The following is a 23,870-nucleotide window of genomic DNA, read 5'->3' as shown; positions in this document are numbered from 1 at the left end:
TTAATATCAAATCAAAATAAACTGTAATATTGGAGGTAATATCATTATGACTACACAAGCACAGTCAATTTCGCAGCCAGATCCGAAGCGTTGGAAAGCACTCTTTTTGTTGTGCTTTGCGAATTTCCTTGTCATGATGGATTCTGCAATTATTCAGATTGCCCTACCATCTATCAAAGAAACGCTAGGTTACAGTCAAGAAAACTTACAATGGGTAATGAGTGCTTTTCTGATTTTCTTCGGAGGATTTCTACTATTGGGCGGAAGGTTAGCGGATTTATTCGGAAATCGACGAATTTTTAATTTGGGTGTTCTCATTTTAATTGTGTCATCAATGTTTGCAGGTTTAGCTTGGAGTGAAATGAGTTTAAACGTGTTCCGGGGAATTCAAGGATTGGGCTCTGCTTTCATTGCACCAGCTGCACTGTCCGTGATTATGCTCTTGTTTTCTTCTAATGGTAAAGAAATGGGTAAAGCACTTGCTTTTTGGGGGCTTTCCGGGGCAGCAGGTGGAGCTTTGGGGATCGTTTTAGGAGGTGTCATTACAGAAGTTCTAGGTTGGCGCTGGACATTATTGATCTATGTTCCATTTGGTATTATCGTACTTATCTTGTCTCCAAAGCTTTTACAAAAGGCAGGACCTAAAGCAACGGGTAGTGTTGATTATATCGGTGCCATTTTAGTTACTGTTTCTTCCATGTTAATTGTGTATGGAATTGTAACAGCAGAGCATAGTGGTTGGCAGTCATTCAATACAATAGTTGCCTTAGCTGTTGGTGCTGTCTTGCTTATTATTTTTCTTTTGGTACAGTCCAAGAAAAAAGAACCACTTTTACCGCTCAATATATTCAAGACACCTAATTTAGCTATAGGAAATATTTCGGTTTTCTTAATAGCAGCATCCTGGTTTCCGCTTGTATATATACTTGTTTTATACTTGCAACAGGTTTTACAGCTTTCTCCATTTGTTGGAGCAATGGCACTACTTCCCATGCCGATATTTATGGCGATTTTCATGATCGTTTTAGCAGAAAAGGTAATGGAGAAATTCGGAATAAAAAAGACATTGATCACTGGATTTATCATACTAGGAGGAGGCGCCATTTTATTTTCACAAACAGCTACAGTAAATGGAAACTATTGGACAAATGTGTTGCTAGCTGGATTACTAGCATCTCTAGGTAATGCACTTGCCTATTTACCTGCTACCACGGCATCTGTGTCAGAAGTAGAATCAGAAAGGTCAGGTATTGCATCTGGTTTATACAATACCTTTTACCAAATTGGTTCTGCGGTTGGTCTAGCTTTAATAGTAGCTATTGCAGGCGCAACCACTGCTTCTAGCACAGCCGGGTCATCAGTAGTTGCATTGAATGAAGGATTTCAGCAGGCATTTTTCTGGTCAGGTATAATAGCATTTCTAGGTGCTCTATTAGTGCTTCTATTTGCCCGCTCACCGAAATAAGGAGAGTCATTTCCATTTGTAAAGTCCCGGATTTTTTGTTCTGGGGCTTTTTTTAATATGTTTTAACTATGAAATATGAAAAAAACAGACAAAAATGTATTTTTTCAGTTTGTCTTTACGCTTAAAATGAGTATGATTCGCCGTGGTCTGGTGCAGCCTTATCCCCTTCATAGATATCTTCTTCCCTCATAACGAGCGAATCGCCTTCTATTTTATATATTGCGATTACTTCTTTGACCACCTTCATACCAAACAGTATCTCCAGCTAGATATAAAGTTTTTTCATTTGGTTGTTTGATTGAAGACAACATGTGTATAATATGTCTTCGCTAAAAGATATTTTAAAATTTAATGGTAGATTCGTTGAAGAAAAATGGTATGATCCCTACATCACAATAAAATATCCGAATAAAAAGCTAGTTGTATTATCTTGTATGGATTCACGTCTTGTTAACTAAGTAAAGTGTAATGAAAAAAGACTATCCAGAAAAAATTACATCTGAACAGCCTTTTACTTTTAAATGTTCTTTATGATTTGTTAATTTTTTTGTAGGAAATCTTCGGTGGATTCTACAGCGCAATACATACCGTTAAGCGCACCGACAAACGCATAATGAACTTGATCAGCTGGAACAACCTTACCTTCATATGACAAGTCACGTGTTGCACATGCATCTTCAATAAGTGTAGTTTCATAGCCAAGATCTACTGCAGCTCTGACTGTGGCATCAATACACATATGTGTCATCATACCCACAACCACTACCTTAGTTATTCTTTTTTCTTTTAGTTGGCTTTCTAATTCAGTCTTTAAAAAGCTGTTAGGGAAATGTTTGATAATAATGCTTTCATTTTCCAATGGTTGAACAGTTTCATGTATTTCAGCCCCTACGGTATCAGAAATAAAGAAGCCTAGTGCTGGGTCAGCTGCGATATGTTGAATATGAAAAATGTTCTCTTTGTTATTCTTTCTAAACCATTCAAGCACTTTCGCAGCATTAGCAGCCGCTTTTTCAGGGTTACTTAATTCCATATTTCCTTTTGGAAAATAGTCGTTTTGAATATCTACAATAATTAGAGCTGTGCTCATTTTCTCCACCTCATTCAAATTATTTTGTTACACTATAATCATAGAACGTTTAGTAGTTTATATCGATAGGTTGACGAAACACTTTTATCTCTAAAAATTTCATGGTGAAAGGAATTTATAATGGAACTTGATAATATTGATTTTCAAATTCTTCGGTTATTATCCGAAAACTCTCGTGTGCAATGGAAAGACTTAGGTGAACAAATTCATATGACGGGACAAGCAGTAGGGAATCGTATAAAAAAACTGGAGGAAAATGGGGTTATTAAAGCTTACTCATTAATAGTTGATGAAATGAAATTAGGACTTACTTATACTGCGTTTGTCATTATCTATATGAAAACAGTCAATCATGATTCGTTTATAAGATTGATGCATGATCGAAAAGAAGTGGTAGAGGTTCACCGCGTATCGGGAGAAGCCTGTTATCATATAAAAATAAAAGTGAGTTCTCAAGAACAATTGAATCTTTTTTTGGATAAAATTCTTGAGTACGGGAACTATACTGTACATTTATCTATCCAGGAGATTAAACTACAGAATCCGTTGACTGCTACATGAATAAAAACGCTTTTCTTTTCTAGGTGCATCGTTTCTATATTATTCGGGTGCTACGATTAGATTAAAATAAAAAAGGCAACTTTCTGTTAAAAACTAGAAGTTGCTTTTTTTGTGTTGGTTTTTAAATTAGCATTTTCTAATCTCTTATTTTTCTTTATTATTCTCTCTCCATTGACACATTTCTTGAATAAGAGGCCAGAGAGTTTGTCCTTTTTCAGTAAGGCTATATTCGACCTTTGGCGGAATTTGAGGATATTCCTCACGATGAACTAAGCCATCATTCTCCATTTCTTTTAATGTCGAACTTAGCGTTCTATAGGTTACAGTGCCTATCATACGTTGAAGTTCATTATATCGTACGGCACCATTTTTGGATAAATAGTAAATAACGAGCAGTTTCCATTTGCCGTTGATAATAGAAAGTGTGTAGCCGAAAAAAGTCTCTTCGTTGTCTGCGACTATAACTTTGGATTTTTTCATAATTACACTATCCTCCTTGATAGTATGCGTCTAAAAAGTGCATACTTGTTTCAGTAACTATACGTACTATATAATACATTTAGATTCCAGTAAAGCATGTATCCAACATACAAAATGGATACATTATACGAGGAAAATGCCACCTATATTACCATGAATAAAGGGAGAGAGTTTCATTTTCCAGATGTAATTGCTGCTAAATCTATTGGTATCGACGGTGATATTGCGGAAGTGTTAGAGCATTTAGTGCAAATGAGATAAGCTAATATAAAAGAAGGATAAATTATTTTAGAGGTGAAATTATGAAAAAATTTGATATATCTGTTTTATCAGTTGCCCCGTTAAGACAAGGAGAAACAATGAAGCAAGGAATTGATACTGCAGTATTATTAGCCAAAGCTGTAGATAAAATGGGCTATAACCGGATTTGGTTTGCGGAGCATCATAATCACGATGCTTATGCAAGTGCTGCCACCGTTTCGATTGTACAACATATACTAGCAAATACAAAAAACATTCGCGTAGGTTCGGGAGGTGTTATGCTCCCAAATCATTCCCCATTAGTAGTAGCCGAGCAGTTTGGAACACTAGAAACATTGTATCCAAATCGTGTAGATTTAGCACTTGGGCGTGCGCCTGGAACAGATCAAAAAACTGCCGATGTGATTCGTCGTTCGAATCATAATGGGGTATTTTTCTTTGAAAGAGAGGTACAAGATATTTTGCGTTTTGTAGGGGAAGTGAGTGTGCAAGGAGAGGTACGCGCTTATCCAGGTGTTGGAACTAATGTACCAGTTTTTATATTAGGCTCCTCCACGGGTTCAGCTAAAATCGCTGCAAAACTTGGGCTACCTTATGTATTTGGTGCTCAATTTACTCCTCATGCGATGGCAGAAACGATCACTATATATCGAGAAAATTTCCAACCTTCTGCTTATCTACAAGAGCCTTATGTGATAGCTTGTATTAATGTGATTGCAGCAGATTCAATGGAAGAGGCAACATTTATTTCTGCAAGTCATTTGCAGGTATATATTGATATTTACACAAATAATTTAAGACAGCTGATTCCACCAACTAAAAACTTCCTTGAATCGTTATCACAAGATGAACTAGAGATTCTTCATCATCGGTTAGGCTATACAATCATGGGTGATGCAAAAACAATTCGTCGTGATTTAATTGAATTCCAACAGACGTATCAAGTAGATGAAATCATCGTGATTTCTAATATTTACGAATCGAAAAAGGAAATTCATTCTTATGATATATTAAAAAAAGTAGTGGATGAGCTATTTGAATGAACAATAGAGCTGCATTAGAATATTACACAGTTGAAGTCACCTACCAATGCTGAAAGCACATCAATGATTTTATTGATGTGCTTTTTCAAATTATTCGAAAGCCGTAAAACAAGTGTTTCCCCAAAAACTTTTTCCACTTTATGCAAGAACCTTCATCTTCGTATTTTTAGGCTTGATAAAACAATAGATACCAAATATCTTGTGTTTAGGATGTGCAATCACAGTGGCTTGAGTTCTTATACAACCATGGATTTAATGAGCCCTTAATACCACTATAGTTTTGGATATTGGCAAAGTTTATTTGACTTTAAAAACCCTTCAGATAGGGCTGCAAAATTAGAGGATAACGGAGTGATTGATGGTATACAATCAAAGTAAATCAAGTTAAATTAAGATATTATATTTTTGCTTTTATTACCTTTCTTAAACAATGCACTTATCATCAATCTTATTTTTCGTTATAAAAACTCATGAAACATACATAATTCATAACTATAAAATGAGTGGTGACGGTTGTTATCTTCTCAGATACAAATTTCTATTTTATTATATATTAGATAGATTTCTGTAAGACTTAAACGAATATGCAAATTATCCATTGTCATCAATAGAGTAGGCTCATTTTCCAATATTGACAATATACCAGAGAGGGTATATCATACAGCTTGTCAGTAGTTTTGTGATAAATAGGGAGGAGAATTCCATGGAATACAATGATCAAATGAAAAACAGAGTGAAGCGTATGGAAGGTCAACTTCGGGGAATCTTGAAAATGATGGAAGAAAACAAAGATTGTAAAGAAGTCATTACGCAGTTGTCAGCTGTTCGCTCAGCAGTAGACAGAACAATTGGAGTGATAGTGAGTTCAAACTTAGTTGAATGTGTCCAAGAAGCCGGAGTAAATGGAGAAAAAACAGATGAAATGATTAAAGAAGCTGTCAACTTGCTTGTAAAAAGCAGATGAAACTCAAGGGTTGACATCTTTTTTTTCTTTCGTTATTATACCCGTAGGGGTAATTGTAAAAAGAAAAGGAGGAATAAAAATGAATGCTGATAAAGTATTAAATGCAAAAGGATTAGCATGCCCAATGCCAATCGTAAAAAGTAGAATGTCCATAAATGAACTTGAAGGGGGTCAAATACTAGAGGTTCATACAACAGATAAGGGAGCTAAAAACGACTTTCCTGCCTGGGCTAAATCTGGTGGGCACGAGCTTCTGAAACATGAGGAAGAAAATGATGTATTAAAGTTTTGGATTAAAAAGGGCTAATTCTATTGTTTTATACAAATTTATACCCTATGGGGTAAATAAATATGTCTATAAAGGTGGTAAAGATTTGGAATACGTAACTTACATCGTTATTGGTCTTATATTGCTTTTCATCTTACAACGCGTTCTACCAACAAAAGGTGTTAGGCATATTTCAACAACTGATTTAAAAGAGGAGTTAAATAACAAAAATAAACAATTTGTTGATGTACGAACACTTGGAGAATTTAAAGGAAATCACATTAAAGGCTTTAAAAATATTCCTCTCCATCAACTCTCTAAGAAAGCGGAGAAGGAGCTTTCAAAGGAAAAAGAAGTGATTATCATTTGCCAAAGTGGAATGAGGAGCCAAAAAGCCAGTAAGATGCTCCAAAAAATAGGCTTTACAAAAGTGACAAATGTAAAAGGCGGCATGAGCAACTGGAAATAGTAGAATAAGGGGGACTTACAATGAAAGAAATGACTGCAAAAGAAGTAGAGGCTTTCATTAATGAAGTAAAGCTATTAAATATCATCGATGTGCGCGAGGTAGATGAAGTAGCAGAAGGGAAAATTCCTGGAGCAATAAACATTCCATTAGGATTAGTCGAATTTCGTATGCATGAATTAGATAAATCAAAAGAATATATCATAGTTTGCCGTTCAGGAGGAAGAAGTGGCCGTGTAACACAATTCCTTGAAGACCAAGGTCACAAAGTGATCAATATGCAAGGTGGCATGCTTTCTTGGGAGGGCAAGATAGAGTAAAATTTTTTAATAATTTTAATACCCATGCCCGTATTAAAGTTGAGGTATGAAAAGGATTTATAAATAATGAGTGAGGAGAGATTTGAAAATGAATTCAGTAACAGTTTACACAACAACACAATGCCCGTATTGTGTCATGTTAAAGAACTTTTTATCAGAACAAAACATCTCTTTCAATGAAGTGAATGTTGAAACACAACCTGAAGTTATGCAAAGACTTGTAAAAACGACGGGGCAAAATGGGCGTACCACAAACTGAAGTGAATGGTCAATGGATTATAGGCTTTGATCCAAATAATATCATGATCGCATTAAGAAATCGGGGGGAAAAATAAATGAATAAAAAAGTAGCAATTATCGCAAGCAATGGTGGATTATTTGATGCATACAAAGTGTTTAATATCGCAACTGCAGCTGCAGCAACAGATCAAGAAGTAGCTATTTTCTTCACATTCGAAGGCCTAAACTTAATCCACAAAGAGGCTAATCAGCAACTTCCGATGCCGGAAGGAAAAGAGCATTTTGCTGAAGGATTTACGAAAGCTAATGTTCCAGCCATCCCAGATTTGCTTGCTATGGCAAAAGAAATGGGTGTTAGATTCATTGGCTGTCAAATGACAATGGATGTTATGGGATTAGATGAAGAGGATTTTATAGATGGAATTGAAGTAGGCGGTGCTGTCACATTTTTAGAATTTGCTAAAGACGCGGATGTAACATTGACATTTTAACTTCATTCAGTAGAAGTCTTCTATTTCTAAAGAGGTAAAGTTGAAATAATGACGCAGTTATAACTTGAATATTTTATTTTTTTGAAAATTATATACCCTAGGAGGTAAAGGTATGGATATAAAAGCTATGGATATAAAAGCTATGGATTCAATAGAAGTAACTAAAAAAATAGTTAACAAAGAAGAACTATTTATTTTAGATGTTCGAAATACAACAGATTTCGCAGACTGGAAAATCGAAGGTGAAAACTTTGTTTATCTAAATGTTCCATACTTCGATTTAATGGATGGTGTGGAAGGAATCCTGGATGAGATTCCTGCTGATAAAGATGTACTAGTCGTTTGTGCAAAAGGGCGCTCATCTATTATGGTTGCGGAGATGCTAACTGAGGCGGGACTTTCTGTTTCATCCCTAGACGGTGGAATGAAAGCATGGAGTGAACATTTATCACCTGTTAAAGTGGGGGATCTAAAAGATGGTGGAGAGATTTATCAGTTTGTACGTATTGGTAAGGGGTGCTTGTCTTACATGATCGTCTCAAACGGTGAGGCAGCTATTATCGATTCGGCAAGAACTACGGATATCTATCTTGAATTTGCAGAACGTATTGGTGTAAAAGTTACACATGTATTTGATACACATCTACATGCCGATCATATTTCTGGTGGAAGAAAGCTTGCTGAGAAAACAAGCGCAACCTATTGGCTCCCACCGAAAGATGCTGTAGATATAACATTTGAATATGAGCCATTAGAAGATGGAAATGAAGTGACAATTGGTAATACTTCTATAAATATTCATGCATTATATTCTCCAGGTCACACAATTGGGTCAACATCCTTTGTTGTGGATGAAAAGTTCTTACTATCTGGGGATATTTTATTTATCGATTCAATTGGTAGACCAGACCTTGCCGGTTTAGCAGAAGACTGGGTCAAAGATTTAAGAGAAAGTCTCTACGCAAGATACAGAGCATTATCTGGGGAGCTAATCGTTTTACCAGCACACTTTATGATCATCGAAGAATTAAATGCAGATGGAAGTGTATCTGAAAAGTTAAGTACGCTCTACGAAACAAATCATGGGCTAAATATAGAAGATGAAAATGAATTTAGAAAGCTTGTGACTGAAAATTTACCGCCCCAGCCAAATGCATATCAAGAGATTCGAGAAACGAATATGGGGATATTGAACCCTGATGAAGAAAAACAACGTGATATGGAAATTGGACCAAATCGTTGTTCGGTTCGTTAAAAATAATCAGATGCTGATAAGGTTGTTTCAAAAGAATTTCAAGGGATCAAAGAGGGAGCCGAAACAGGTTCCCTTTTTAAAAGGAGGAGGAAAATGGATATAGGTTTTATTGTTACCATCTTCTTCATTGGATTGATAGGCTCGTTTATTTCTGGAATGTTAGGAATAGGTGGATCCATTATTAATTATCCGTTGCTGTTGTATATCCCTTCTGTACTTGGTGTTGCCCAGTTTACAGCCCATGAAGTGTCAGGAATAACTGCCATCCAAGTATTTTTTGCTACGATTGGTGGAGTCTATACTTATCGAAAAGGTGAATTTTTAAATAAGAAATTGATTGTTTACATGGGTACTAGTATTATAATCGGTAGTTTCTTTGGGGGATTAGGTTCTACGCAAATGCCTGAAAGTGGAATCAATTTCGTATATGGAATTTTGGCAATTATTGCGGTCATCATGATGTTAATACCTAAAAAAGGACTTGATGACATACCCATTGGTCAAATCAGGTTTAACAAATGGCTTGCTGCATTGCTAGCATTAATCGTTGGAGTCGGGGCAGGTATTGTTGGTGCAGGCGGAGCATTTTTGTTAGTACCAATCATGCTAACCGTTTTAAAAATACCTACAAGAATGACAATTGCTTCTTCCTTAGCGATAACACTTATTTCGTCAATAGGTTCCATCGCTGGAAAAGTATCGACTGGCCAAGTGGAACTCTTACCATCACTTATCATGGTGGTTGCTAGCTTACTTGCCGCACCACTTGGGGCTATGGTTGGAAAAAAGGCAAATACAAAAGTGTTACAAATGATTTTAGCAATATTAATATTTGTAACGGCAATTAAAATTTGGTTAGATATATTATTTTTTAACAATTAATAAGCTGTGTTATGGAAAAGACATTAATTGAAAGGCATAATTTCCTTATACTAACAAGGCACCTAATGATATAAAAAAAGAAATTCAGCAATGGTGATTAAATGAGCACAGGGTCTAAACTAGCTGCTTAGGCGGCACTTTGCACGCAGTCCATTCGCCGCTAAATGGAATGTTGGAGGTTAAACCACATATGAAACGGATTAAATCAATAGAAGCTTGGCGAGAGTTATTGGAAAAGTCAAAAGAACAGCCTTTTCTTCTATTTAAATTCAGCAAGACATGCCAAAGCAGTTTATCAGCTATGAAGGTAGTACAAGCGCTTGAAACAGAACTTCCTAAATACATAGTTATTGTACAGGAGGACAGAACTGTTTCAAATTCGATAGAAAAAGATCTCAGGGTGAAGCATGAATCCCCTCAACTTCTAATCTTGAAAGATGGAAAAGGAATTTGGCAGGCTACTCACTACAAAATAAAGAAGTTACTATTAAACGAGGCAATTAATACGTATGTTTGATTACTAGCCCCTACGACTGTTCAAGAATTAGGTCAGCTCTTTTATGGGGGGGAATAAAATATTACTAGAAACTGAGAATCACAAAATTAATCCTCTGAGAAGAAAGGAGAAGATATGGTTACATTAACATCGGTCACCGCAGTTGAAAAGTTCATGGAGGATCATCAGTTTAGTTTCTTATATGTATCAAGAACTAATTGTGGAGTATGTCACGCTATACTGCCTCAGCTTAAGGATTTACTGAAAGAATTTCCACTAATACATTTAGGGCATATAAATGCAGATCATGTCGAAGAAATAGCTGGACGTCTTTCAGTTCTTACTGTACCTGCACTAATTTTATTTGTAGAAGGTAAAGAAATTATAAGGGAAGCACGGTTTGTTCAAATGCAATCTTTGCATGAAAAGATAAGTAAAGTTTATAACATGATTGTTGAGAAATCAGATTGATTTTGGTTCATTCAGTTTTTATAAATATTTCTCTTAGCAGTTATGGATTCAAAGCATATGAAAGGGTGATTAAATGATGAATCATTGGAATATACGTTTTCAAACAGAGGATTATGTTTATGGTAAGGAACCGAATGCTTTTTTGAAGGAATTTCAGAAGAAAATAAAAATTTCGGGCGAGGCTCTGGCCATAGCAGAAGGGGAAGGGCGTAATGCGGTTTACTTAGCGGAGCAGGGAATGAAAGTCACGGCATGGGATTATGCGGAATCAGGGCTAGCAAAAACAAATAAACTCGCAGATGAACGTGGGGTAGTGGTTAAGACTGAGCTTGTAGATTTAAACGAAGCAAACTGGAGTGAAACTAAATGGGATGAAATTGTTTGTATTTTTGGTCACTTCCCTGCAGAGCTACGACAAAAAACTCTTCTAGGTGTGAAAGAGGTTATAAAGCCTGGAGGTTATTTCCTAACAGAGGTGTATTCACATCATCAGCTTCCTTATAAGAGTGGTGGACCGCAAGATCTAAATTTTCTATACAAACCGGATGAGTTTTTGAAAATTTTTGCTGAATGGCGTATTGTTCACTTTTTCATGGGAGAGGTTGTACGTCAAGAAGGAGAACTTCATAATGGCGTGTCGCATGTTATCCAATTTGTTGGGCAAAAGCCGGGGAAGTTACAGAATTAAAGTGAGTAAGATAACGTGCTGTCTCCAATGAATATAAGGTTATGGCTTGTCCAACTTCCTATATGATTGGCACTAATGGTCGCATTCAATTTAACACGATGGGTGCAATGAATTACGACTTCATGGTGCAGCAGTTTGAAATGATGCAATAGGTCACTTATATCAGGAATAGACATAGTTCTTATGAAATAATTAGTTATATTGTAAACAACACTGTTCATAAATAGAACAGTGTTGTTTACCTTTGAAATATTCTAGATCAATTCTAATATTAACACTTGGCATTTTTTTCACAAGAGGAAGAAGGTGAACAAAAAATGACTGAAAAACGAGGTTGATATAGTTTCCTATACAAAGATGATTGTTTCTACCATTTTAATTTCCTTTTCGTATATCGTCATTGTTATCCCTATAGACTTTGACGAAAAACCCCTCTGTTTCAGACCATTCCGCATACAGAATATCGTGAATGCTAGTATATCCTTCCTGATGCAGTTCCTCATAGAGCCATTCCTTTGACTTGCCCGTGTATCTTAGAATTTCTTCATTAATTTCCCCTTCATCTATAAATAGAAAATTGAGGGACTCTTCTTCGGGCTTTAAATTGAGCATAGTTGGAGTGACCATATCAAATTTAGCGTATTTTTTTAAGCTGACCGTACCTCCAGGTTCCAAGTACAAATCGCAAACTTCCCTAAGAGAGAAGACTCCTTGCTGTCGTAGCATGATTCGTAATTGCTCCATTTCTAAATGATTTGCTTCCAATTCTTTTACGTTGAATTCGCCATTTCTGATTAATATTGAAGTTTCTCCTTTTAGAAGAACCCTTATTTTGTCAAAGCGCTTCGACAGTTTTTCAATGATAAACAACAACACTCCCCATACCGCGACGGCGAACCATACTTGAAGAGCTGAAACTTTGTCATCATAGATACTTTCTTCTAATATCCCACCAAGTACAAGAGAATAAATAAAATCAAAGGGGGTGAGCTGTGACATTTCTTTTTTCCCCAATAAACGCGTCACAATTAATAGAGCAATCAACCCAAAAAACAACTTCAATCCAATATCCACATATGTCATCAATTCCACTCCTCTGCTTTTCTTACTTCTAATATTTTCTCGTGCTAATTGACAATATAGTGTCGTAAACACTCCAGTAATATTAATGTTCATTAATTGAGAACCTGTAGAAGGACGCTCCTTAAAATCATTAGGATCTTCCATCAACCGTTCTCTTCTGCTATATAATCCTATACCCATTCTGTGAAAATTTTCACCATTTTTGCTGTAGTTCACGTTACCTCTTATTAAAATAATAGGAAGAGTGTGATATAGAGAATTATTTGTTGTAATAAACACTTCGACATTTGAAATCTATGTAGAAATGAGTGAAAACATAAAGCCTATCTTACTTTTCATTTAAGGAAGTATTGTCTTGGATTTTTAATTAAAGGCTTTTAAATACGAAATAAAAAAAACAGAAAATGCAGAAAAGCAGCAGGTAATATATTTGTAGTTTGATTATCAGTAGCTTGCTTTATTTGAAATGATATCTCACTTTTTTTCACTTAATATCTCCAATTTTTAAATTGTCTAGTGACAGTCATATTAACTTGTATGATAATGTGAATATTAAGAAAAAACTATGAGGTGATGAACGTGTCTGTAAAAGGTCTCAATCATTTTTTATTTTCAGTTTCAAATTTAGACAATTCTATTGCGTTCTATCAAAATGTATTTGATGCAAAGTTGTTAGTTAAAGGTAGAAGTACTGCTTATTTTGACTTAAATGGAATATGGCTAGCACTAAATGAAGAGAAAGATATTCCTCGTAATGAAATAAGTCAATCTTACACTCATATCGCATTTTCAATAAATGAAACAGAATTCGATAATATGTTTGAGAGACTAGAGAATTTGAATGTAAATATCCTACCAGGTCGTCAACGAGTGGAAAAAGACAAAAAGTCTATTTATTTTACTGATCCAGATGGTCATAAGTTTGAATTCCATACAGGTACTTTACAAGATAGGCTAGATTACTATAAACAGGATAAGAAACAAATGGATTTTTTTGATTGAAGTGCTATTTTGTTAAAATTAAAGGGTTCGATATAGGAGGAATTGTTGATGGATACGAAATACCCTATAGGCATTTTTCAGTTTGATGGTGAAATTACTAATAGCGTTACTAGTGAATGGATAAATGATATTGAAGACTTGCCCAGATTATTAAGAGATACTGTAAAAGACTTAGATAGTGAACAGCTTGATACAGCCTATCGTTCTGGAGGATGGACTGTTCGTCAAGTAATACATCACATTGCAGATAGCCATATGAATGCCTACGTTCGTTTTAAATTGGCACTTACGGAAGAAAATCCCGTAATTAAACCATATATTGAAACGAAATGGGCGGAACTAGCTGATTATAAAATGCCAATCGATACTTCACTTTTACTTCTAGAAACGTTGCATAAACGTTGGACCAACCTATTACGTAATTTAACTTCTGCCGATTTGGATAAGACATTTATTCATCCAGATTCAGGTGAAGTAACATTAGGTAAGAGTATAGGAATCTATGCTTGGCATGGGAAACACCATCTAGCACAAATTACTACTTTGTGTAATCGTAAAGGGTGGCATTGAATTTTATAATAAAATTCTGGTGATTTACTACAAAAAGGAGTAATACCTTTCATTAAGAACTAAAGCAGCAGTTTGGTTGCAATACGAAAATGATTATTTAATTTATTGGTAGAGTTACGCTTGAATATATTGTTTTTAAAAATAACAGCAGAGGATGGTATATAATATTGAAAATTAAACTAGATGACTTGACTGATAAAAGAACTATTGAACTAATTAGCACACACTTAGCAGGTATGGCTGAAAACTCACCTTCTGAAAGTATACATGCGTTAAATGTGGCAGGGCTCAAGCAAAATGAAATTACTTTTTATAGTGCCTGGGAAAATGACGAAATTATGGGGTGTGGTGCTTTAAAAGAACTAACGTTCAAACATGGAGAAGTAAAGTCCATGCGAACAGCAGAGATACATTTGAAAAAGGGCGTTGCTAGAGCCATATTAAAGCATATCATTAATGAAGCTAAAATGCGTGGCTATTCAAGATTGAGCCTTGAAACAGGATCTATGGAGGCATTCCAACCAGCTCGCAAGCTATATGAAAGCTTCGGCTTTACATACTGTGAGCCTTTTGATAAATATACAGATGACCCAAATAGTCTGTTTATGACATTGAATTTACTTTAGAGAATTCTCCCCTATTAGAAATGAATTATTAAACAATCTACAAAGTTATTATGAAATAATGAAGTACTCAAAATTTATCATTTTTAATTTTACTCGTGTACTATTGTATTTAAAAAGTAATATTTACTTACTATTCAATAGAAAGTCTTTACATCAAGAAGAGTAAAGACTTTTTTCTTTCTAATAACTAAGAAGTTGTGATGATTAAAAAGTTATCAAAAGTGAAAAGGTAAAAGTATATGTGCTATTCGATTATTATTCTCGTTCAAAACTATAGTTCCTGTTAGAGGTAACCCGCCATTAAATTACTGAACTAAAGTAGCGAGTTATTTGAATAAGTTCCTAAGAAATTCAAAAAGTGATATAGACTTTAAATCGAACTGGCAATAAAATAAAATATTAATTCAGAAAAGTGGAATTATTGAAACTTATTTAATCCAAGACCGTATTATAATGTATTGCAGTTCTCAACGAAAAAGGGAGATGGAAGCGATGGCTGAAATGAAATGGACTGAAAATTCATGCATTGGGTGATGTGGATTTTTTGGACCTCAATTGGAGCATTAATAATAGGCAGTTATCTTGTGGATGTTTTGACTGGGAGGAAATATAATTTAAAAGAACAAGAAAAGTCTTTAAACCAAAACATTGCTGAAGCTGATTCTCTACGAGAAGTTGAACGGTATAACCATCAAAATGGACCGTTTTAAATTCGCGAACTCTGATATGAGATTAAAGATCGTTGGGTTGCTTATGCAGCTCTTTTTTTGTTCGACTAAAGTTGTCATATAGATCTTATTAAAATTGGATGGGAATTTACGGAAAAAGACACTGCAAAAAAGAATTATTTTATAAAATGTTGAGTATTGTACGATATAAAAAAATTGAAACAATATTTAATTCTAATCGTTTCTATAAAGTAAGTGGGAAATAGGAACACGAAATCGGAATCTAATTAATACAATTAAAAGTGGAGTAGGTAGTGTACTTGGAATTTTTCACAGCGCAATTAGTAATGATTGCATTATTTATCTTAGTTATTCATTCAATCGAAACGTTAGCTTATTCAGTACGTTTGTCAGGGGCAAGAGTGAAACTTTTAGCATCTGCACTTTCCTTATTTAATGTGATGGTAATGGTTTCAAGGCTAGCAAATATGATGCAACAACCTTTTACGGGAAGTTTAATTGATAATGCACCAAAAGTAAATTCTTTGGAATTTGTGGAGAGCCAGTATCGAATTCTAATTGGTTCTGCAACATTAGGGACAGTAATAGGTTTACTTTTGTTACCGACGTTTATTGCTGTTTTTTCGAGGGCAATCATTCACTTAGCAGAAGAACGAGGTTCAATTCCAGCGTTATTGAAAAAAGGATTTACGTTATCATATTTTAAACGTGCAAAAAAGCATATTCACTTACCGAGATATACTTATTTGAAAGATATGAATTGGCGAGATATACCTATTAAATTGTTTTGCATTAATATATTAATTACAGCAATTTATACTATCGGAGTATTATCAGCACTATATGCAGCTTTGCTGACACCTGAACGAGCAACAACTGCCGTTATGGCGTCGGGTTTAATAAATGGTATAGCTACAATCTTGCTGATTGTATTTATTGACCCTAAAATTTCAATCCTCGCGGATGATGTGATCAACAAAAAAGGGAACTATGTAACATTAAAAAGCGCCTCTATTATGATGGTTACCTCAAGACTGTTAGGTACATTGTTAGCGCAGGTCTTATTCATACCTGGTGCAAAATATATAGCATGGTTTACGCAGTTCCTTATGTAGTTTAAGAAAAATATTTTAGGATGAGTAAAGCTATTTTTTTAATAATGAAGAAATCTGAAAATCAAATAATAATAGATCAGGAACCTATATTCCCTTTCCAATTCACACACGATAGGGAATAAATCATAAAGAATTAAGAAGCGGAGTCCAAATCTGGTAAAGCACCTGTGTAGGGAAGAATCACTAGAATGTGTGGAAGAATCGCTAGAATGTGGAGAAGAATCACTAGAATGTGTGGAAGAATCGCTAGAATGTATGGAAGAATCGCTAGAATGTGGAGAAGAATCACTAGAATGAACAAAAGTAACAAATCTAGATGTAAATATTATATAGAAATCTATGGGAAAGGAACAATTGATGAGTTTATACCAAAAACCGGAAATATATAATAGAAAATAAATCTCATATAGAGGTGGAATTATATGCCTAAAATTGACAATATGTTAGCAATTCTATGGATGCTTCGTTCAGGTGAAAAAATTACTGCAAAACAAATTTCAGAAAAGTTAGAGATGAATATAAGGACTGTGTATCGTTATATTGATACAATTTCAACAAGTGGCGTACCTATAATTTCGGAACCAGGACATAACGGTGGATACACTTTATTGAACAATTTTATTGAGGCTCCTCTTTTTTTTGATTTTGAGGAGCAAACTTCACTATTTCACGCTGCTGTTTTTGCAGAAGAAGCCGGATATTATGGAGGTGAAGCACTAAATAGGGCCATTTCAAAACTAAGTAAATACTCAAATCAAGAGCAGGAAACAAAGATAAACCAACATCTAACTAGTCTTGAAGTAATAAGTCGATTAAGTTCACTCTCTATGGAACCATTTTTGAAGGAGTTGGAGCAGGCCGTAGCTGACGGGTTCTCAGTAAAAATTCTTTATCATAAAAGTGGCGAAAAGCGATTAAATTATCGATTGGTCGATCCGTACAGAATTATCTATTGGAATAATAAGTGGTATGTGATTGGATTTTGTCATCTAAGGAATGATATCCGTAGTTTTAGAGTAGATCGAATTGAAAGTCTAATGCTAACTGAAAATAAGTTTAACCGGCCAGAAAATTTTTCAGCACGTGACTTTTTTATAAAAAATCTTATTCCAACTATAGAGGATAAGGAAGGGATTATTTCTTTGGTTATTAGTGGGGATAAAAGCGTATTGGCTGATATTTGCCAACATTGGTTTTTAGGACATTATTTACAAGAAAGGACTTCAAATCAAGCAGTTTTTCTTCTTGAAAAAGATATGATACATACATATGTACCTTTTTTACTTTTACCGTACAATAAATCTATTAAAGTTATTGAGCCAATAAGTCTAAAGAATAGACTTATTGAAGTTCTGTCGGATTTAATAAAATTTCATCAAGTATGAAAACTTCCCTGACGTTAACTGTCAGGGAAGTTTTATTATAATAGCTATATCAATTGTGATTGGAGTGTTATTGGATGCAAACAAAAAAAGTTTTTCTATATGTATTTAATACAATGTCGGACTGGGAATATGGATATTTAATTGCTGAACTAAACACAGGAAGATATTTCAAAAAAGATTTAGCACCTTTAAAAGTAATTACAGTAGGAGCTAATAATGAAATGATTACTACTATGGGAGGAATGTGCATAAAACCAGATATTTCCCTTGAGGAATGCACTCTTGAGAGTAAAGATCTTTTAATTTTACCAGGAGGGACTACTTGGAGTGAAGAAATTCATCAACCTATTTTGGAAAGAATTGGGCAAGCTTTAAAGCTTGGCACTATTGTTGCTGCAATTTGTGGTGCAACTGAGGGCCTCGCGAATATGGGATACTTAGATACTAGAAAGCATACAAGTAATAACTTAGAATATACTAAAATGGTATGTCCTAACTATAAAGGAGAAAAGTTCTATGAGTTGGAATCAGCAGTATCTGATGTGAATTTAGTTACTGCATCAGGAATAGCTCCTCTGGAATTTGCAATGGAGGTACTGAAAAAAATAGATGTATTTACACCAGATACATTACATTCATGGTATAACCTAAATAAGACTCATAAACCTGAATACTTCTTCCAGTTAATGGATTCAATAAATAGATGATCTAAAAAAATGCAACTTAGCAAATTTATATTACTTTAGACAATGACAAAGCATGGATTTTGAATATAACTTAAAAACGCTTATGGAGTAGTGAAAAATCCCAATTTCACTTTTAATTAAAATTCCTTAACGTTGTAAAATCGCATTTTCCTGACTGTACCCCAAGTATAAATAAATTGTGCGCCTCTTATATATGGAGGTTCTCTTTTCAAATCGTTAGAAATGAGGCATTTACGAAGGTATAAAAAGTGGTTAGAAACTGAGAGTCCATAAGTGAAAAAGAAAGGTGAAGTTTTCGCCAGCTACTATAGATCGCAAAACGACTATTATTAAATCGTTCTTTGCATATCTTCACCAACAAGGTTAATTACAGGAACTAATATAGTGTTATTCTGTTATGTGATAGTTAGAAAGTCTTTTTTATAAATAGAGAATAGATTGGGGAGCAGGGTTGGAAGGTATTTCTTAAACCTGGATGAATCGATTGGTGGAACTGGAGGGAGAGGTATAAATTTGATTTTCAATGTATAATATTACTCCAAAACTCTCTTAATTATATGCTAATAACATAGATTAACTCTAATTGAATTACATTTCATTAGAGTTAATCTAACTAGCATGGAGATTTTAAATAATGATTTAGTTTCTTATAAAAACTAGTCCATTAAATTTTAAATTGGTTGATAATAACCTGTAGATCATCAGCTAATTTGGCAAGAGCCATTGATGATGATGTTATTTCTTCCATCGATGCAAGTTGTTCTTGTGTTGCTGCTGATATATTCTGGGTAATCGCAGAAGTCTCTTGGGCAACATTACTCACATTTTCAATGGAGTCGTTAACCGAAATTGTTCCATTTGACAATTTCCTGAGTGAATCTGAAATATCTTCTATTTGTGAAACAACCCCGTTAACAGCTTTTTCAATTTTCTCAAAAGAACTTCCTGCCACATTAACTACATTAAGACCGGATTGAACTTCTTCAGCTGCTTTTTCCATTGTTTTTAAAGTTAAATTAGTATCATTTTGAATTAATTGAATAAGGTTCGAAATTTGTTCAGTAGAATTTGTGGATTCTTCAGCTAGTTTTCTTACTTCATCGGCAACAACCGCGAATCCTTTGCCATGTTCACCAGCTCTGGCAGCTTCAATAGCAGCATTTAATGCTAACAAATTAGTTTGAGCTGATATTCCTGTTATCACATTAGTAATCTGACTGATTTCATTAGATCTTGCATCGAGGTTTCCAACTGCCTTAGATAAGCTATTTACATTTTCATAAATAGAATTCATCTGTTCATTTACTTTTTGAATAGCCTTATTTCCTTCAGTAGAAAGTGTTGATGCTTGAAGGGCGTCTTTTGTAATTTCCTCTGTATGTTTGGAAATTGTTTTTGTGTGATTAGTAATGTCTTTCATAACTCTAAAACTATTTTCGACTGTTTCCAACTGTTTATCTGATCCCGAAGCTAGTTCTTGGACAGTTAGGGTAATATGTTCGCTTGCATTGCTATTTTGCTCTGCACTCGCACTTAATTGTTCAGAAGCAGATGCCACTTGTTGTGAAGAGTCTTGGACAGTAATGAATACAGCTTGGAGTGAATTTGTCATATTGTTATAGGAAGCGGTAAGTTCTCCAATTTCATCCTTAGATTCATAGTTACCTTTACCTGTAAAGTCTCCATTTTCAGCTTCTATTAGTAATCCTTTAACTTCTTTAATTGGTCGAACTATCATACGGGTAATTATAATGCTTAAAGTAACTAAAATTAGTAATACTACAATAGCAATACCAGCGACAAAAACTAGTACTTCTTGTTTTTTATCGTTATTGTCGTTATTTATTAAATCTGCATGTTCTAAGTTATATTTCTGCATTTCTTTCAAAATGTCATTAACAGCAGCCCGATTTTCCTCAACTGCACCCATGTACAATGAATATGCCTCTTCATTTTTATTGCTTGCTGCAAGCTCCATTACTTTATCTCTATTGTTAGCAAGTTCTTGTGCACGCTGTTTGTATTGTTCATTTAAATTTATTTCCTCTTTCGTTAGATCCGTTTTTTCAATTTCAGTGATGATTGAATCAATCTCTTCCCATGCGGATGAGATCTCATTGTTTAACTCTTTGGTTCTTTCAGGGTTCTTTGTTACTAGAGCTTCTAATGTGTAGGCATCACTCGCTCTGGCATTTACTCTGATTTGCATTATTTTATTTAGATGTAGTAGGTTATCTTTATACATAACATTAGAACCTTTTGCCATTTCGTTTATATAGCTGATTCCAAGGGTTCCTATTGAGCAAAGCCCTAACGCACTAGCTATAATAATAATTAATAATTTTTTGCTAATACTTAAATTTCTTAAAAACTTCAAATTGAATACTCCTCTGCATTTAATTTTATCTACATTTAACTATCGGTTAGAAAGTATATATTTCCAATTGAAATTATAATCCAATAGATTAATATTCATTAGTGATTATGATACCTCATCAAAATTACTATTTAAATATAATGATAGATATCCTTGGAAAAGCAAATAATTCCATTTAAAATTTCATCGACGTGAGAAAAATACTATGATTTTGCTAACGAAATAATATAGAAAATTTCAGAAACCGAGTTCTAATAAAGTAGATGATGATATTTTGATATAAAAATTTCTATAATTACTTATTTTTTATAAAACTTGTCGACGTGCATATAGTCTCGGCTATAATGTCACATCTGACAAAGATGCTCACCGAACATGGAATTCAAAACCCTTAAGTGCACAACAAATCATTGATCATCATACTGAAATATTGAGTAATGCATTCGCTTCCCTTTTGAACACGAAGCAAATTCAATTTTAGGAGTAGTTGAAATTATAGTATGTAAAAGGACCTTAACTTCAGGGTGAAGTTAAATCTGTTCCCGATAGAAATAATTTAAGCAGATCAGTATAATCATAAATAGTGTATTTTTTGTGGAATAAATTACAGATAGAAAACATTTAATATGAGAGGTTTATAGATATTAAGCAGCTTTAACATTTCGAAATTGCAAGTATTATTAGCATTTATTTTACATTCAGTTGTCGGTATTCTACCGGTAACTGGCTATTTAGTTTCTTTGAATAAAAGATTCGAGGAAAGACTAATTTCTCTACCTAAAGACTAAAATTACTAAATTGTAATACTTGTCCTTAAAACTGTTAGGTTAATCGATGGTTTTTATGATTTTATTTTAATATATTTAAAATTACCAATAGGTGGTCAAATTGGCATTGTGCTAAAAAGAATTAATAAGGAGATAATAATGTTAGAATTCGATATTGTATTAATAGTAAAAATGATAATAATTGGGCTAGTTCAAGGTTTTACAGAACCAATACCTGTGTCATCTAGTGGACATGTAATGATTGCAAGTGAAATCTTGGGGTTAGGTGAACAAGGATTTACTTTTGCTATATTAACAAATACAGCTTCACTTTTTGCAGTACTTTATATTTACAGAAAAGATATCGTAAGACTTGCAGTCAATTCAATTCTTTACTTGAAAACAAAAAAGCTACGTTATAAGAGTGACTTCCGTTTTGTTTTCTTTATTATAATCGGCACAATTCCAGCAGGTGTTCTTGGGATATTATTAAGCGATTATATAGCTGAGAGTATTAGTATGACAACAATTGCAGTGATGCTCTTCGTTACAGGGATTGCTTTGTGGTTAATTCGAAATATTAAAGGTACTAAAGGCGAGGGCAATTTAAGTATTATAGATGCTTTCATTGTAGGATTAGGGCAAGCTGTTGCATTGACACCAGGGATTAGTCGTTCAGGTGCAACGATTATTTCAGCAGTTGCAGTTGGTATGAAACAAGATACAGCACTTCGATTTTCATTTATGTTGTATATTCCCGTTAGTCTAGGAGGGGTTATTCTTGGCCTTTCAGATTTTCTGAATGAACCGAGTAAAGCAGAGTTAGCAATTCCGTATTTAGCGGCATTTTTTGCAACACTTGTAATGACCTATTTTGGAATGAAGTGGTTTATGGGAATTATGAAAAATGGAAAGCTAGGTTATTTTACTTATTATTGTTTCTTCGTAGGTACATTGCTTCTGATTTTCTTCTAAGGGATATTTGTTTTTGTACTTACGAGTGCATTACTTCAAGAAGTAATGCACTTTTTTCTTATTGATAAAGAATCTTATTTCTTGTTAACTAAATACAACATTTTATATTTAAGCAAATTAAAGGATTTTTGTTCCACATAGTTGAATTAGTATTGTATTTACGAATATTTTGAAGGTACATAATGGAATAGTTTAAATCAATAAGAAAGGAGTTTCTTATTGATTTTTTAGTAAGTAGTGAAATAACAATAATAGGTGGGAGATTTTTGAAGATAATAACATTAGTCTTTTTATTGATTATTTTAGTTTCATCTTCTTCCCAAGCTTTAAGTTGGGCTTATCCCTTTGTTGTATGGAGTGGAAATGTATATGAAGTGACCACCGAAGAGGTTAAAGAAAGTGTACTTAGTAAACGTATTGGAGAAGTAAAAACAAAACCTAACGATATGACTGGTAAATATTATGGTAATGCTTCTAATGAGTATCCGAAAGGTACACAATATTTTCAAATTATTAATATCTCAACAGATACAGCTATTGCTGTTCAAGTTAACAGAGAAAAATATTTAAAAGCAGTGTTTGTGAATAAGGCAACTTCTCAATGGCATCCTTTCTATTATTTTATTTTATTCGTAATCGCTGTTGTACTGTTTAGTGTATTAGGAAAGAAGAAGGTATATTAACCTAAAAAGAGTCTTTCACTCTCATTAAAAACCTCAGTTTAGAGATAAAGACAATACTAGTAAGATCTTGAATTATATATTTGCAAAGATTCAAATTTAAGCTGTTACTGACTTGGAAGGTAAATATGGAAAATCGTATATTCTGTAAACCTCAACGAGATGTTAAACAAAATATAGTGTTTGAAAATAATACTTGTTTTTTTGAAACATGATAACGAACAGCAAATATTAGTGGGATGTGGGGGTGTTGTTCTAAAGGTACATCATATCAACGTAAAAGCAACATGGGTAAATATTAAGGATGCTTACAATCTTCCTATGCAAAAATCAATTCGAAGAAGATTTCCGTTATTCTTTGAAGATGGAACATTTGAAATACATGTGGAATGGAACAATGAAGAAAACAAAGAAGGTCAGGTGCTGATAAGAAATATGTGAGAAGGTGGAGAA

27 protein-coding genes and 4 pseudogenes are annotated in these 23,870 nt (G+C 34.0%); 26 read left to right on the top strand and 5 right to left on the bottom strand.

The annotated features are described in order from the left end of the window. Positions 1-46 precede the first annotated feature (46 nt). Positions 47-1,465 (top strand): MFS transporter, encoded by a 1,419-nt coding sequence (locus MKY60_RS11055; RefSeq protein WP_340929856.1) that lies wholly within the window; start codon positions 47-49, stop codon positions 1,463-1,465. Positions 1,466-1,613: 148 nt separating this feature from the next. Here the strand turns inward: MKY60_RS11055 and MKY60_RS11050 are convergent. Next, positions 1,614-1,761 (bottom strand): annotated as a pseudogene (locus MKY60_RS11050) (MBL fold metallo-hydrolase); the annotation flags it as partial. Between the two features lie 24 nt (positions 1,762-1,785). Here MKY60_RS11050 and MKY60_RS11045 point away from each other — a divergent pair. Then, positions 1,786-1,917 (top strand): annotated as a pseudogene (locus tag MKY60_RS11045) (carbonic anhydrase); the annotation flags it as partial. An 86-nt stretch (positions 1,918-2,003) separates the two neighbouring features. Here the strand turns inward: MKY60_RS11045 and MKY60_RS11040 are convergent. Continuing rightward, the gene (locus MKY60_RS11040; RefSeq protein ID WP_340929854.1) at positions 2,004-2,555 is read right to left on the bottom strand and encodes a cysteine hydrolase family protein; all 552 of its coding nucleotides are present in this window, start codon (positions 2,553-2,555) and stop codon (positions 2,004-2,006) included. Positions 2,556-2,675: 120 nt separating this feature from the next. On the opposite strand from MKY60_RS11040, the gene MKY60_RS11035 reads away from it, so the two are divergent. Further along, entirely contained in the window at positions 2,676-3,116 is a 441-nt protein-coding gene (locus MKY60_RS11035; RefSeq protein ID WP_241599708.1) for an Lrp/AsnC family transcriptional regulator, read from the top strand. Positions 3,117-3,260: 144 nt separating this feature from the next. Here the strand turns inward: MKY60_RS11035 and MKY60_RS11030 are convergent, their stop codons facing one another. After that, a complete protein-coding gene (locus tag MKY60_RS11030; protein ID WP_340929852.1) occupies positions 3,261-3,596 on the bottom strand; it encodes a winged helix-turn-helix transcriptional regulator in 336 nt (111 codons plus the stop codon). 96 nt (positions 3,597-3,692) lie between these two features. Here MKY60_RS11030 and MKY60_RS11025 point away from each other — a divergent pair, with 96 nt between their 5' ends. The 13 genes and pseudogenes from MKY60_RS11025 (at position 3,693) to MKY60_RS10965 (ending at position 11,441) form a co-directional block, all read left to right on the top strand. Next, positions 3,693-3,857 (top strand): hypothetical protein, encoded by a 165-nt coding sequence (locus MKY60_RS11025; RefSeq protein WP_340929850.1) that lies wholly within the window; start codon positions 3,693-3,695, stop codon positions 3,855-3,857. Positions 3,858-3,898: 41 nt separating this feature from the next. Then, complete coding sequence (locus MKY60_RS11020) at positions 3,899-4,900, top strand: LLM class flavin-dependent oxidoreductase (RefSeq protein WP_340929849.1); 1,002 nt, start codon at positions 3,899-3,901, stop codon at positions 4,898-4,900. Positions 4,901-5,603: 703 nt separating this feature from the next. Continuing rightward, positions 5,604-5,864, top strand: a complete 261-nt coding sequence (locus MKY60_RS11015; RefSeq protein WP_090570339.1) for a metal-sensitive transcriptional regulator — start codon at positions 5,604-5,606, stop codon at positions 5,862-5,864. A gap of 79 nt (positions 5,865-5,943) precedes the next feature. Then, the gene (locus tag MKY60_RS11010) at positions 5,944-6,171 is read left to right on the top strand and encodes a sulfurtransferase TusA family protein (protein ID WP_340879789.1); all 228 of its coding nucleotides are present in this window, start codon (positions 5,944-5,946) and stop codon (positions 6,169-6,171) included. 67 nt (positions 6,172-6,238) lie between these two features. After that, the gene (locus MKY60_RS11005) at positions 6,239-6,601 is read left to right on the top strand and encodes a rhodanese-like domain-containing protein (RefSeq protein WP_340929847.1); all 363 of its coding nucleotides are present in this window, start codon (positions 6,239-6,241) and stop codon (positions 6,599-6,601) included. A gap of 20 nt (positions 6,602-6,621) precedes the next feature. After that, positions 6,622-6,918, top strand: a complete 297-nt coding sequence (locus tag MKY60_RS11000; protein WP_340929845.1) for a rhodanese-like domain-containing protein — start codon at positions 6,622-6,624, stop codon at positions 6,916-6,918. An 88-nt stretch (positions 6,919-7,006) separates the two neighbouring features. Then, positions 7,007-7,253 (top strand): annotated as a pseudogene (locus MKY60_RS10995) (glutaredoxin family protein). Beyond that, entirely contained in the window at positions 7,254-7,649 is a 396-nt protein-coding gene (locus MKY60_RS10990) for a DsrE/DsrF/DrsH-like family protein (protein WP_340879786.1), read from the top strand. A 127-nt stretch (positions 7,650-7,776) separates the two neighbouring features. Beyond that, positions 7,777-8,904 carry an MBL fold metallo-hydrolase gene (locus MKY60_RS10985; RefSeq protein WP_340931091.1) on the top strand — a complete coding sequence of 376 codons (1,128 nt, stop codon included), beginning with the start codon at positions 7,777-7,779 and terminating at the stop codon, positions 8,902-8,904. Between the two features lie 93 nt (positions 8,905-8,997). Beyond that, entirely contained in the window at positions 8,998-9,786 is a 789-nt protein-coding gene (locus MKY60_RS10980) for a sulfite exporter TauE/SafE family protein (RefSeq protein ID WP_340879784.1), read from the top strand. A 190-nt stretch (positions 9,787-9,976) separates the two neighbouring features. Beyond that, positions 9,977-10,303 carry a bacillithiol system redox-active protein YtxJ gene (ytxJ, locus tag MKY60_RS10975; RefSeq protein WP_241599686.1) on the top strand — a complete coding sequence of 109 codons (327 nt, stop codon included), beginning with the start codon at positions 9,977-9,979 and terminating at the stop codon, positions 10,301-10,303. A 114-nt stretch (positions 10,304-10,417) separates the two neighbouring features. Then, positions 10,418-10,753 carry a thioredoxin family protein gene (locus MKY60_RS10970; protein ID WP_340929843.1) on the top strand — a complete coding sequence of 112 codons (336 nt, stop codon included), beginning with the start codon at positions 10,418-10,420 and terminating at the stop codon, positions 10,751-10,753. Positions 10,754-10,829: 76 nt separating this feature from the next. After that, the gene (locus tag MKY60_RS10965) at positions 10,830-11,441 is read left to right on the top strand and encodes an SAM-dependent methyltransferase (protein ID WP_241599810.1); all 612 of its coding nucleotides are present in this window, start codon (positions 10,830-10,832) and stop codon (positions 11,439-11,441) included. Positions 11,442-11,816: 375 nt separating this feature from the next. Here MKY60_RS10965 and MKY60_RS10960 read toward each other — a convergent pair whose 3' ends face one another. After that, the gene (locus MKY60_RS10960; RefSeq protein WP_340929842.1) at positions 11,817-12,740 is read right to left on the bottom strand and encodes a DUF421 domain-containing protein; all 924 of its coding nucleotides are present in this window, start codon (positions 12,738-12,740) and stop codon (positions 11,817-11,819) included. 357 nt (positions 12,741-13,097) lie between these two features. Here MKY60_RS10960 and fosM point away from each other — a divergent pair, with 357 nt between their 5' ends. The 7 genes from fosM (at position 13,098) to MKY60_RS10925 (ending at position 18,618) form a co-directional block, all read left to right on the top strand. Further along, positions 13,098-13,526, top strand: coding sequence for a FosM family fosfomycin resistance protein (fosM, locus tag MKY60_RS10955; RefSeq protein ID WP_445677874.1), 429 nt, complete (start codon positions 13,098-13,100; stop codon positions 13,524-13,526). A 45-nt stretch (positions 13,527-13,571) separates the two neighbouring features. Then, positions 13,572-14,096, top strand: coding sequence for a YfiT family bacillithiol transferase (locus MKY60_RS10950; protein ID WP_241599678.1), 525 nt, complete (start codon positions 13,572-13,574; stop codon positions 14,094-14,096). Between the two features lie 167 nt (positions 14,097-14,263). Next, on the top strand, positions 14,264-14,722 hold the full coding sequence (locus MKY60_RS10945) for a GNAT family N-acetyltransferase (protein WP_241599676.1): 459 nt from the start codon (positions 14,264-14,266) through the stop codon (positions 14,720-14,722). A gap of 521 nt (positions 14,723-15,243) precedes the next feature. Continuing rightward, complete coding sequence (locus tag MKY60_RS10940) at positions 15,244-15,432, top strand: hypothetical protein (protein ID WP_340929841.1); 189 nt, start codon at positions 15,244-15,246, stop codon at positions 15,430-15,432. Positions 15,433-15,737: 305 nt separating this feature from the next. Further along, the gene (locus MKY60_RS10935) at positions 15,738-16,526 is read left to right on the top strand and encodes a lipid II flippase Amj family protein (RefSeq protein ID WP_340880850.1); all 789 of its coding nucleotides are present in this window, start codon (positions 15,738-15,740) and stop codon (positions 16,524-16,526) included. A gap of 422 nt (positions 16,527-16,948) precedes the next feature. Next, a complete protein-coding gene (locus MKY60_RS10930; RefSeq protein ID WP_241599673.1) occupies positions 16,949-17,911 on the top strand; it encodes a helix-turn-helix transcriptional regulator in 963 nt (320 codons plus the stop codon). Between the two features lie 74 nt (positions 17,912-17,985). Continuing rightward, positions 17,986-18,618, top strand: coding sequence for a type 1 glutamine amidotransferase family protein (locus MKY60_RS10925; RefSeq protein ID WP_340929840.1), 633 nt, complete (start codon positions 17,986-17,988; stop codon positions 18,616-18,618). 664 nt (positions 18,619-19,282) lie between these two features. Here the strand turns inward: MKY60_RS10925 and MKY60_RS10920 are convergent. After that, on the bottom strand, positions 19,283-20,995 hold the full coding sequence (locus tag MKY60_RS10920; RefSeq protein ID WP_340929839.1) for a methyl-accepting chemotaxis protein: 1,713 nt from the start codon (positions 20,993-20,995) through the stop codon (positions 19,283-19,285). A gap of 926 nt (positions 20,996-21,921) precedes the next feature. Here MKY60_RS10920 and MKY60_RS10915 point away from each other — a divergent pair. From MKY60_RS10915 to MKY60_RS10905, 3 genes and pseudogenes are all read left to right on the top strand, one after another. Further along, a complete protein-coding gene (locus MKY60_RS10915) occupies positions 21,922-22,737 on the top strand; it encodes an undecaprenyl-diphosphate phosphatase (protein ID WP_340879773.1) in 816 nt (271 codons plus the stop codon). Between the two features lie 266 nt (positions 22,738-23,003). After that, on the top strand, positions 23,004-23,420 hold the full coding sequence (locus MKY60_RS10910) for a hypothetical protein (RefSeq protein WP_340879772.1): 417 nt from the start codon (positions 23,004-23,006) through the stop codon (positions 23,418-23,420). Between the two features lie 276 nt (positions 23,421-23,696). Beyond that, positions 23,697-23,858, top strand: a pseudogene (locus tag MKY60_RS10905) (DNA mismatch repair protein MutT); the annotation flags it as partial. Positions 23,859-23,870 lie beyond the last annotated feature (12 nt).

The sequence above is a fragment of the Psychrobacillus sp. FSL K6-1415 genome (assembly GCF_038003185.1).
Lineage (GTDB): Bacteria > Bacillota > Bacilli > Bacillales_A > Planococcaceae > Psychrobacillus > Psychrobacillus psychrodurans.
This window is presented reverse-complemented; position numbering and strand designations above follow the sequence as displayed.

What these genes read in the sequence shown, in the direction of transcription:
- MKY60_RS11055 (WP_340929856.1), top strand. Translation starts at nt 47, where the DNA reads ATGACTACACAAGCACAGTCAATTTCGCAGCCAGATCCGAAGCGTTGG.
- MKY60_RS11040 (WP_340929854.1), bottom strand. Translation starts at nt 2,555, where the DNA reads ATGAGCACAGCTCTAATTATTGTAGATATTCAAAACGACTATTTTCCA.
- MKY60_RS11035 (WP_241599708.1), top strand. Translation starts at nt 2,676, where the DNA reads ATGGAACTTGATAATATTGATTTTCAAATTCTTCGGTTATTATCCGAA.
- MKY60_RS11030 (WP_340929852.1), bottom strand. Translation starts at nt 3,596, where the DNA reads ATGAAAAAATCCAAAGTTATAGTCGCAGACAACGAAGAGACTTTTTTC.
- MKY60_RS11025 (WP_340929850.1), top strand. Translation starts at nt 3,693, where the DNA reads ATGTATCCAACATACAAAATGGATACATTATACGAGGAAAATGCCACC.
- MKY60_RS11020 (WP_340929849.1), top strand. Translation starts at nt 3,899, where the DNA reads ATGAAAAAATTTGATATATCTGTTTTATCAGTTGCCCCGTTAAGACAA.
- MKY60_RS11015 (WP_090570339.1), top strand. Translation starts at nt 5,604, where the DNA reads ATGGAATACAATGATCAAATGAAAAACAGAGTGAAGCGTATGGAAGGT.
- MKY60_RS11010 (WP_340879789.1), top strand. Translation starts at nt 5,944, where the DNA reads ATGAATGCTGATAAAGTATTAAATGCAAAAGGATTAGCATGCCCAATG.
- MKY60_RS11000 (WP_340929845.1), top strand. Translation starts at nt 6,622, where the DNA reads ATGAAAGAAATGACTGCAAAAGAAGTAGAGGCTTTCATTAATGAAGTA.
- MKY60_RS10990 (WP_340879786.1), top strand. Translation starts at nt 7,254, where the DNA reads ATGAATAAAAAAGTAGCAATTATCGCAAGCAATGGTGGATTATTTGAT.
- MKY60_RS10985 (WP_340931091.1), top strand. Translation starts at nt 7,777, where the DNA reads ATGGATATAAAAGCTATGGATTCAATAGAAGTAACTAAAAAAATAGTT.
- MKY60_RS10980 (WP_340879784.1), top strand. Translation starts at nt 8,998, where the DNA reads ATGGATATAGGTTTTATTGTTACCATCTTCTTCATTGGATTGATAGGC.
- ytxJ (WP_241599686.1), top strand. Translation starts at nt 9,977, where the DNA reads ATGAAACGGATTAAATCAATAGAAGCTTGGCGAGAGTTATTGGAAAAG.
- MKY60_RS10970 (WP_340929843.1), top strand. Translation starts at nt 10,418, where the DNA reads ATGGTTACATTAACATCGGTCACCGCAGTTGAAAAGTTCATGGAGGAT.
- MKY60_RS10965 (WP_241599810.1), top strand. Translation starts at nt 10,830, where the DNA reads ATGAATCATTGGAATATACGTTTTCAAACAGAGGATTATGTTTATGGT.
- fosM (WP_445677874.1), top strand. Translation starts at nt 13,098, where the DNA reads ATGAACGTGTCTGTAAAAGGTCTCAATCATTTTTTATTTTCAGTTTCA.
- MKY60_RS10940 (WP_340929841.1), top strand. Translation starts at nt 15,244, where the DNA reads ATGCATTGGGTGATGTGGATTTTTTGGACCTCAATTGGAGCATTAATA.
- MKY60_RS10935 (WP_340880850.1), top strand. Translation starts at nt 15,738, where the DNA reads ATGATTGCATTATTTATCTTAGTTATTCATTCAATCGAAACGTTAGCT.
- MKY60_RS10930 (WP_241599673.1), top strand. Translation starts at nt 16,949, where the DNA reads ATGCCTAAAATTGACAATATGTTAGCAATTCTATGGATGCTTCGTTCA.
- MKY60_RS10925 (WP_340929840.1), top strand. Translation starts at nt 17,986, where the DNA reads ATGCAAACAAAAAAAGTTTTTCTATATGTATTTAATACAATGTCGGAC.
- MKY60_RS10915 (WP_340879773.1), top strand. Translation starts at nt 21,922, where the DNA reads ATGTTAGAATTCGATATTGTATTAATAGTAAAAATGATAATAATTGGG.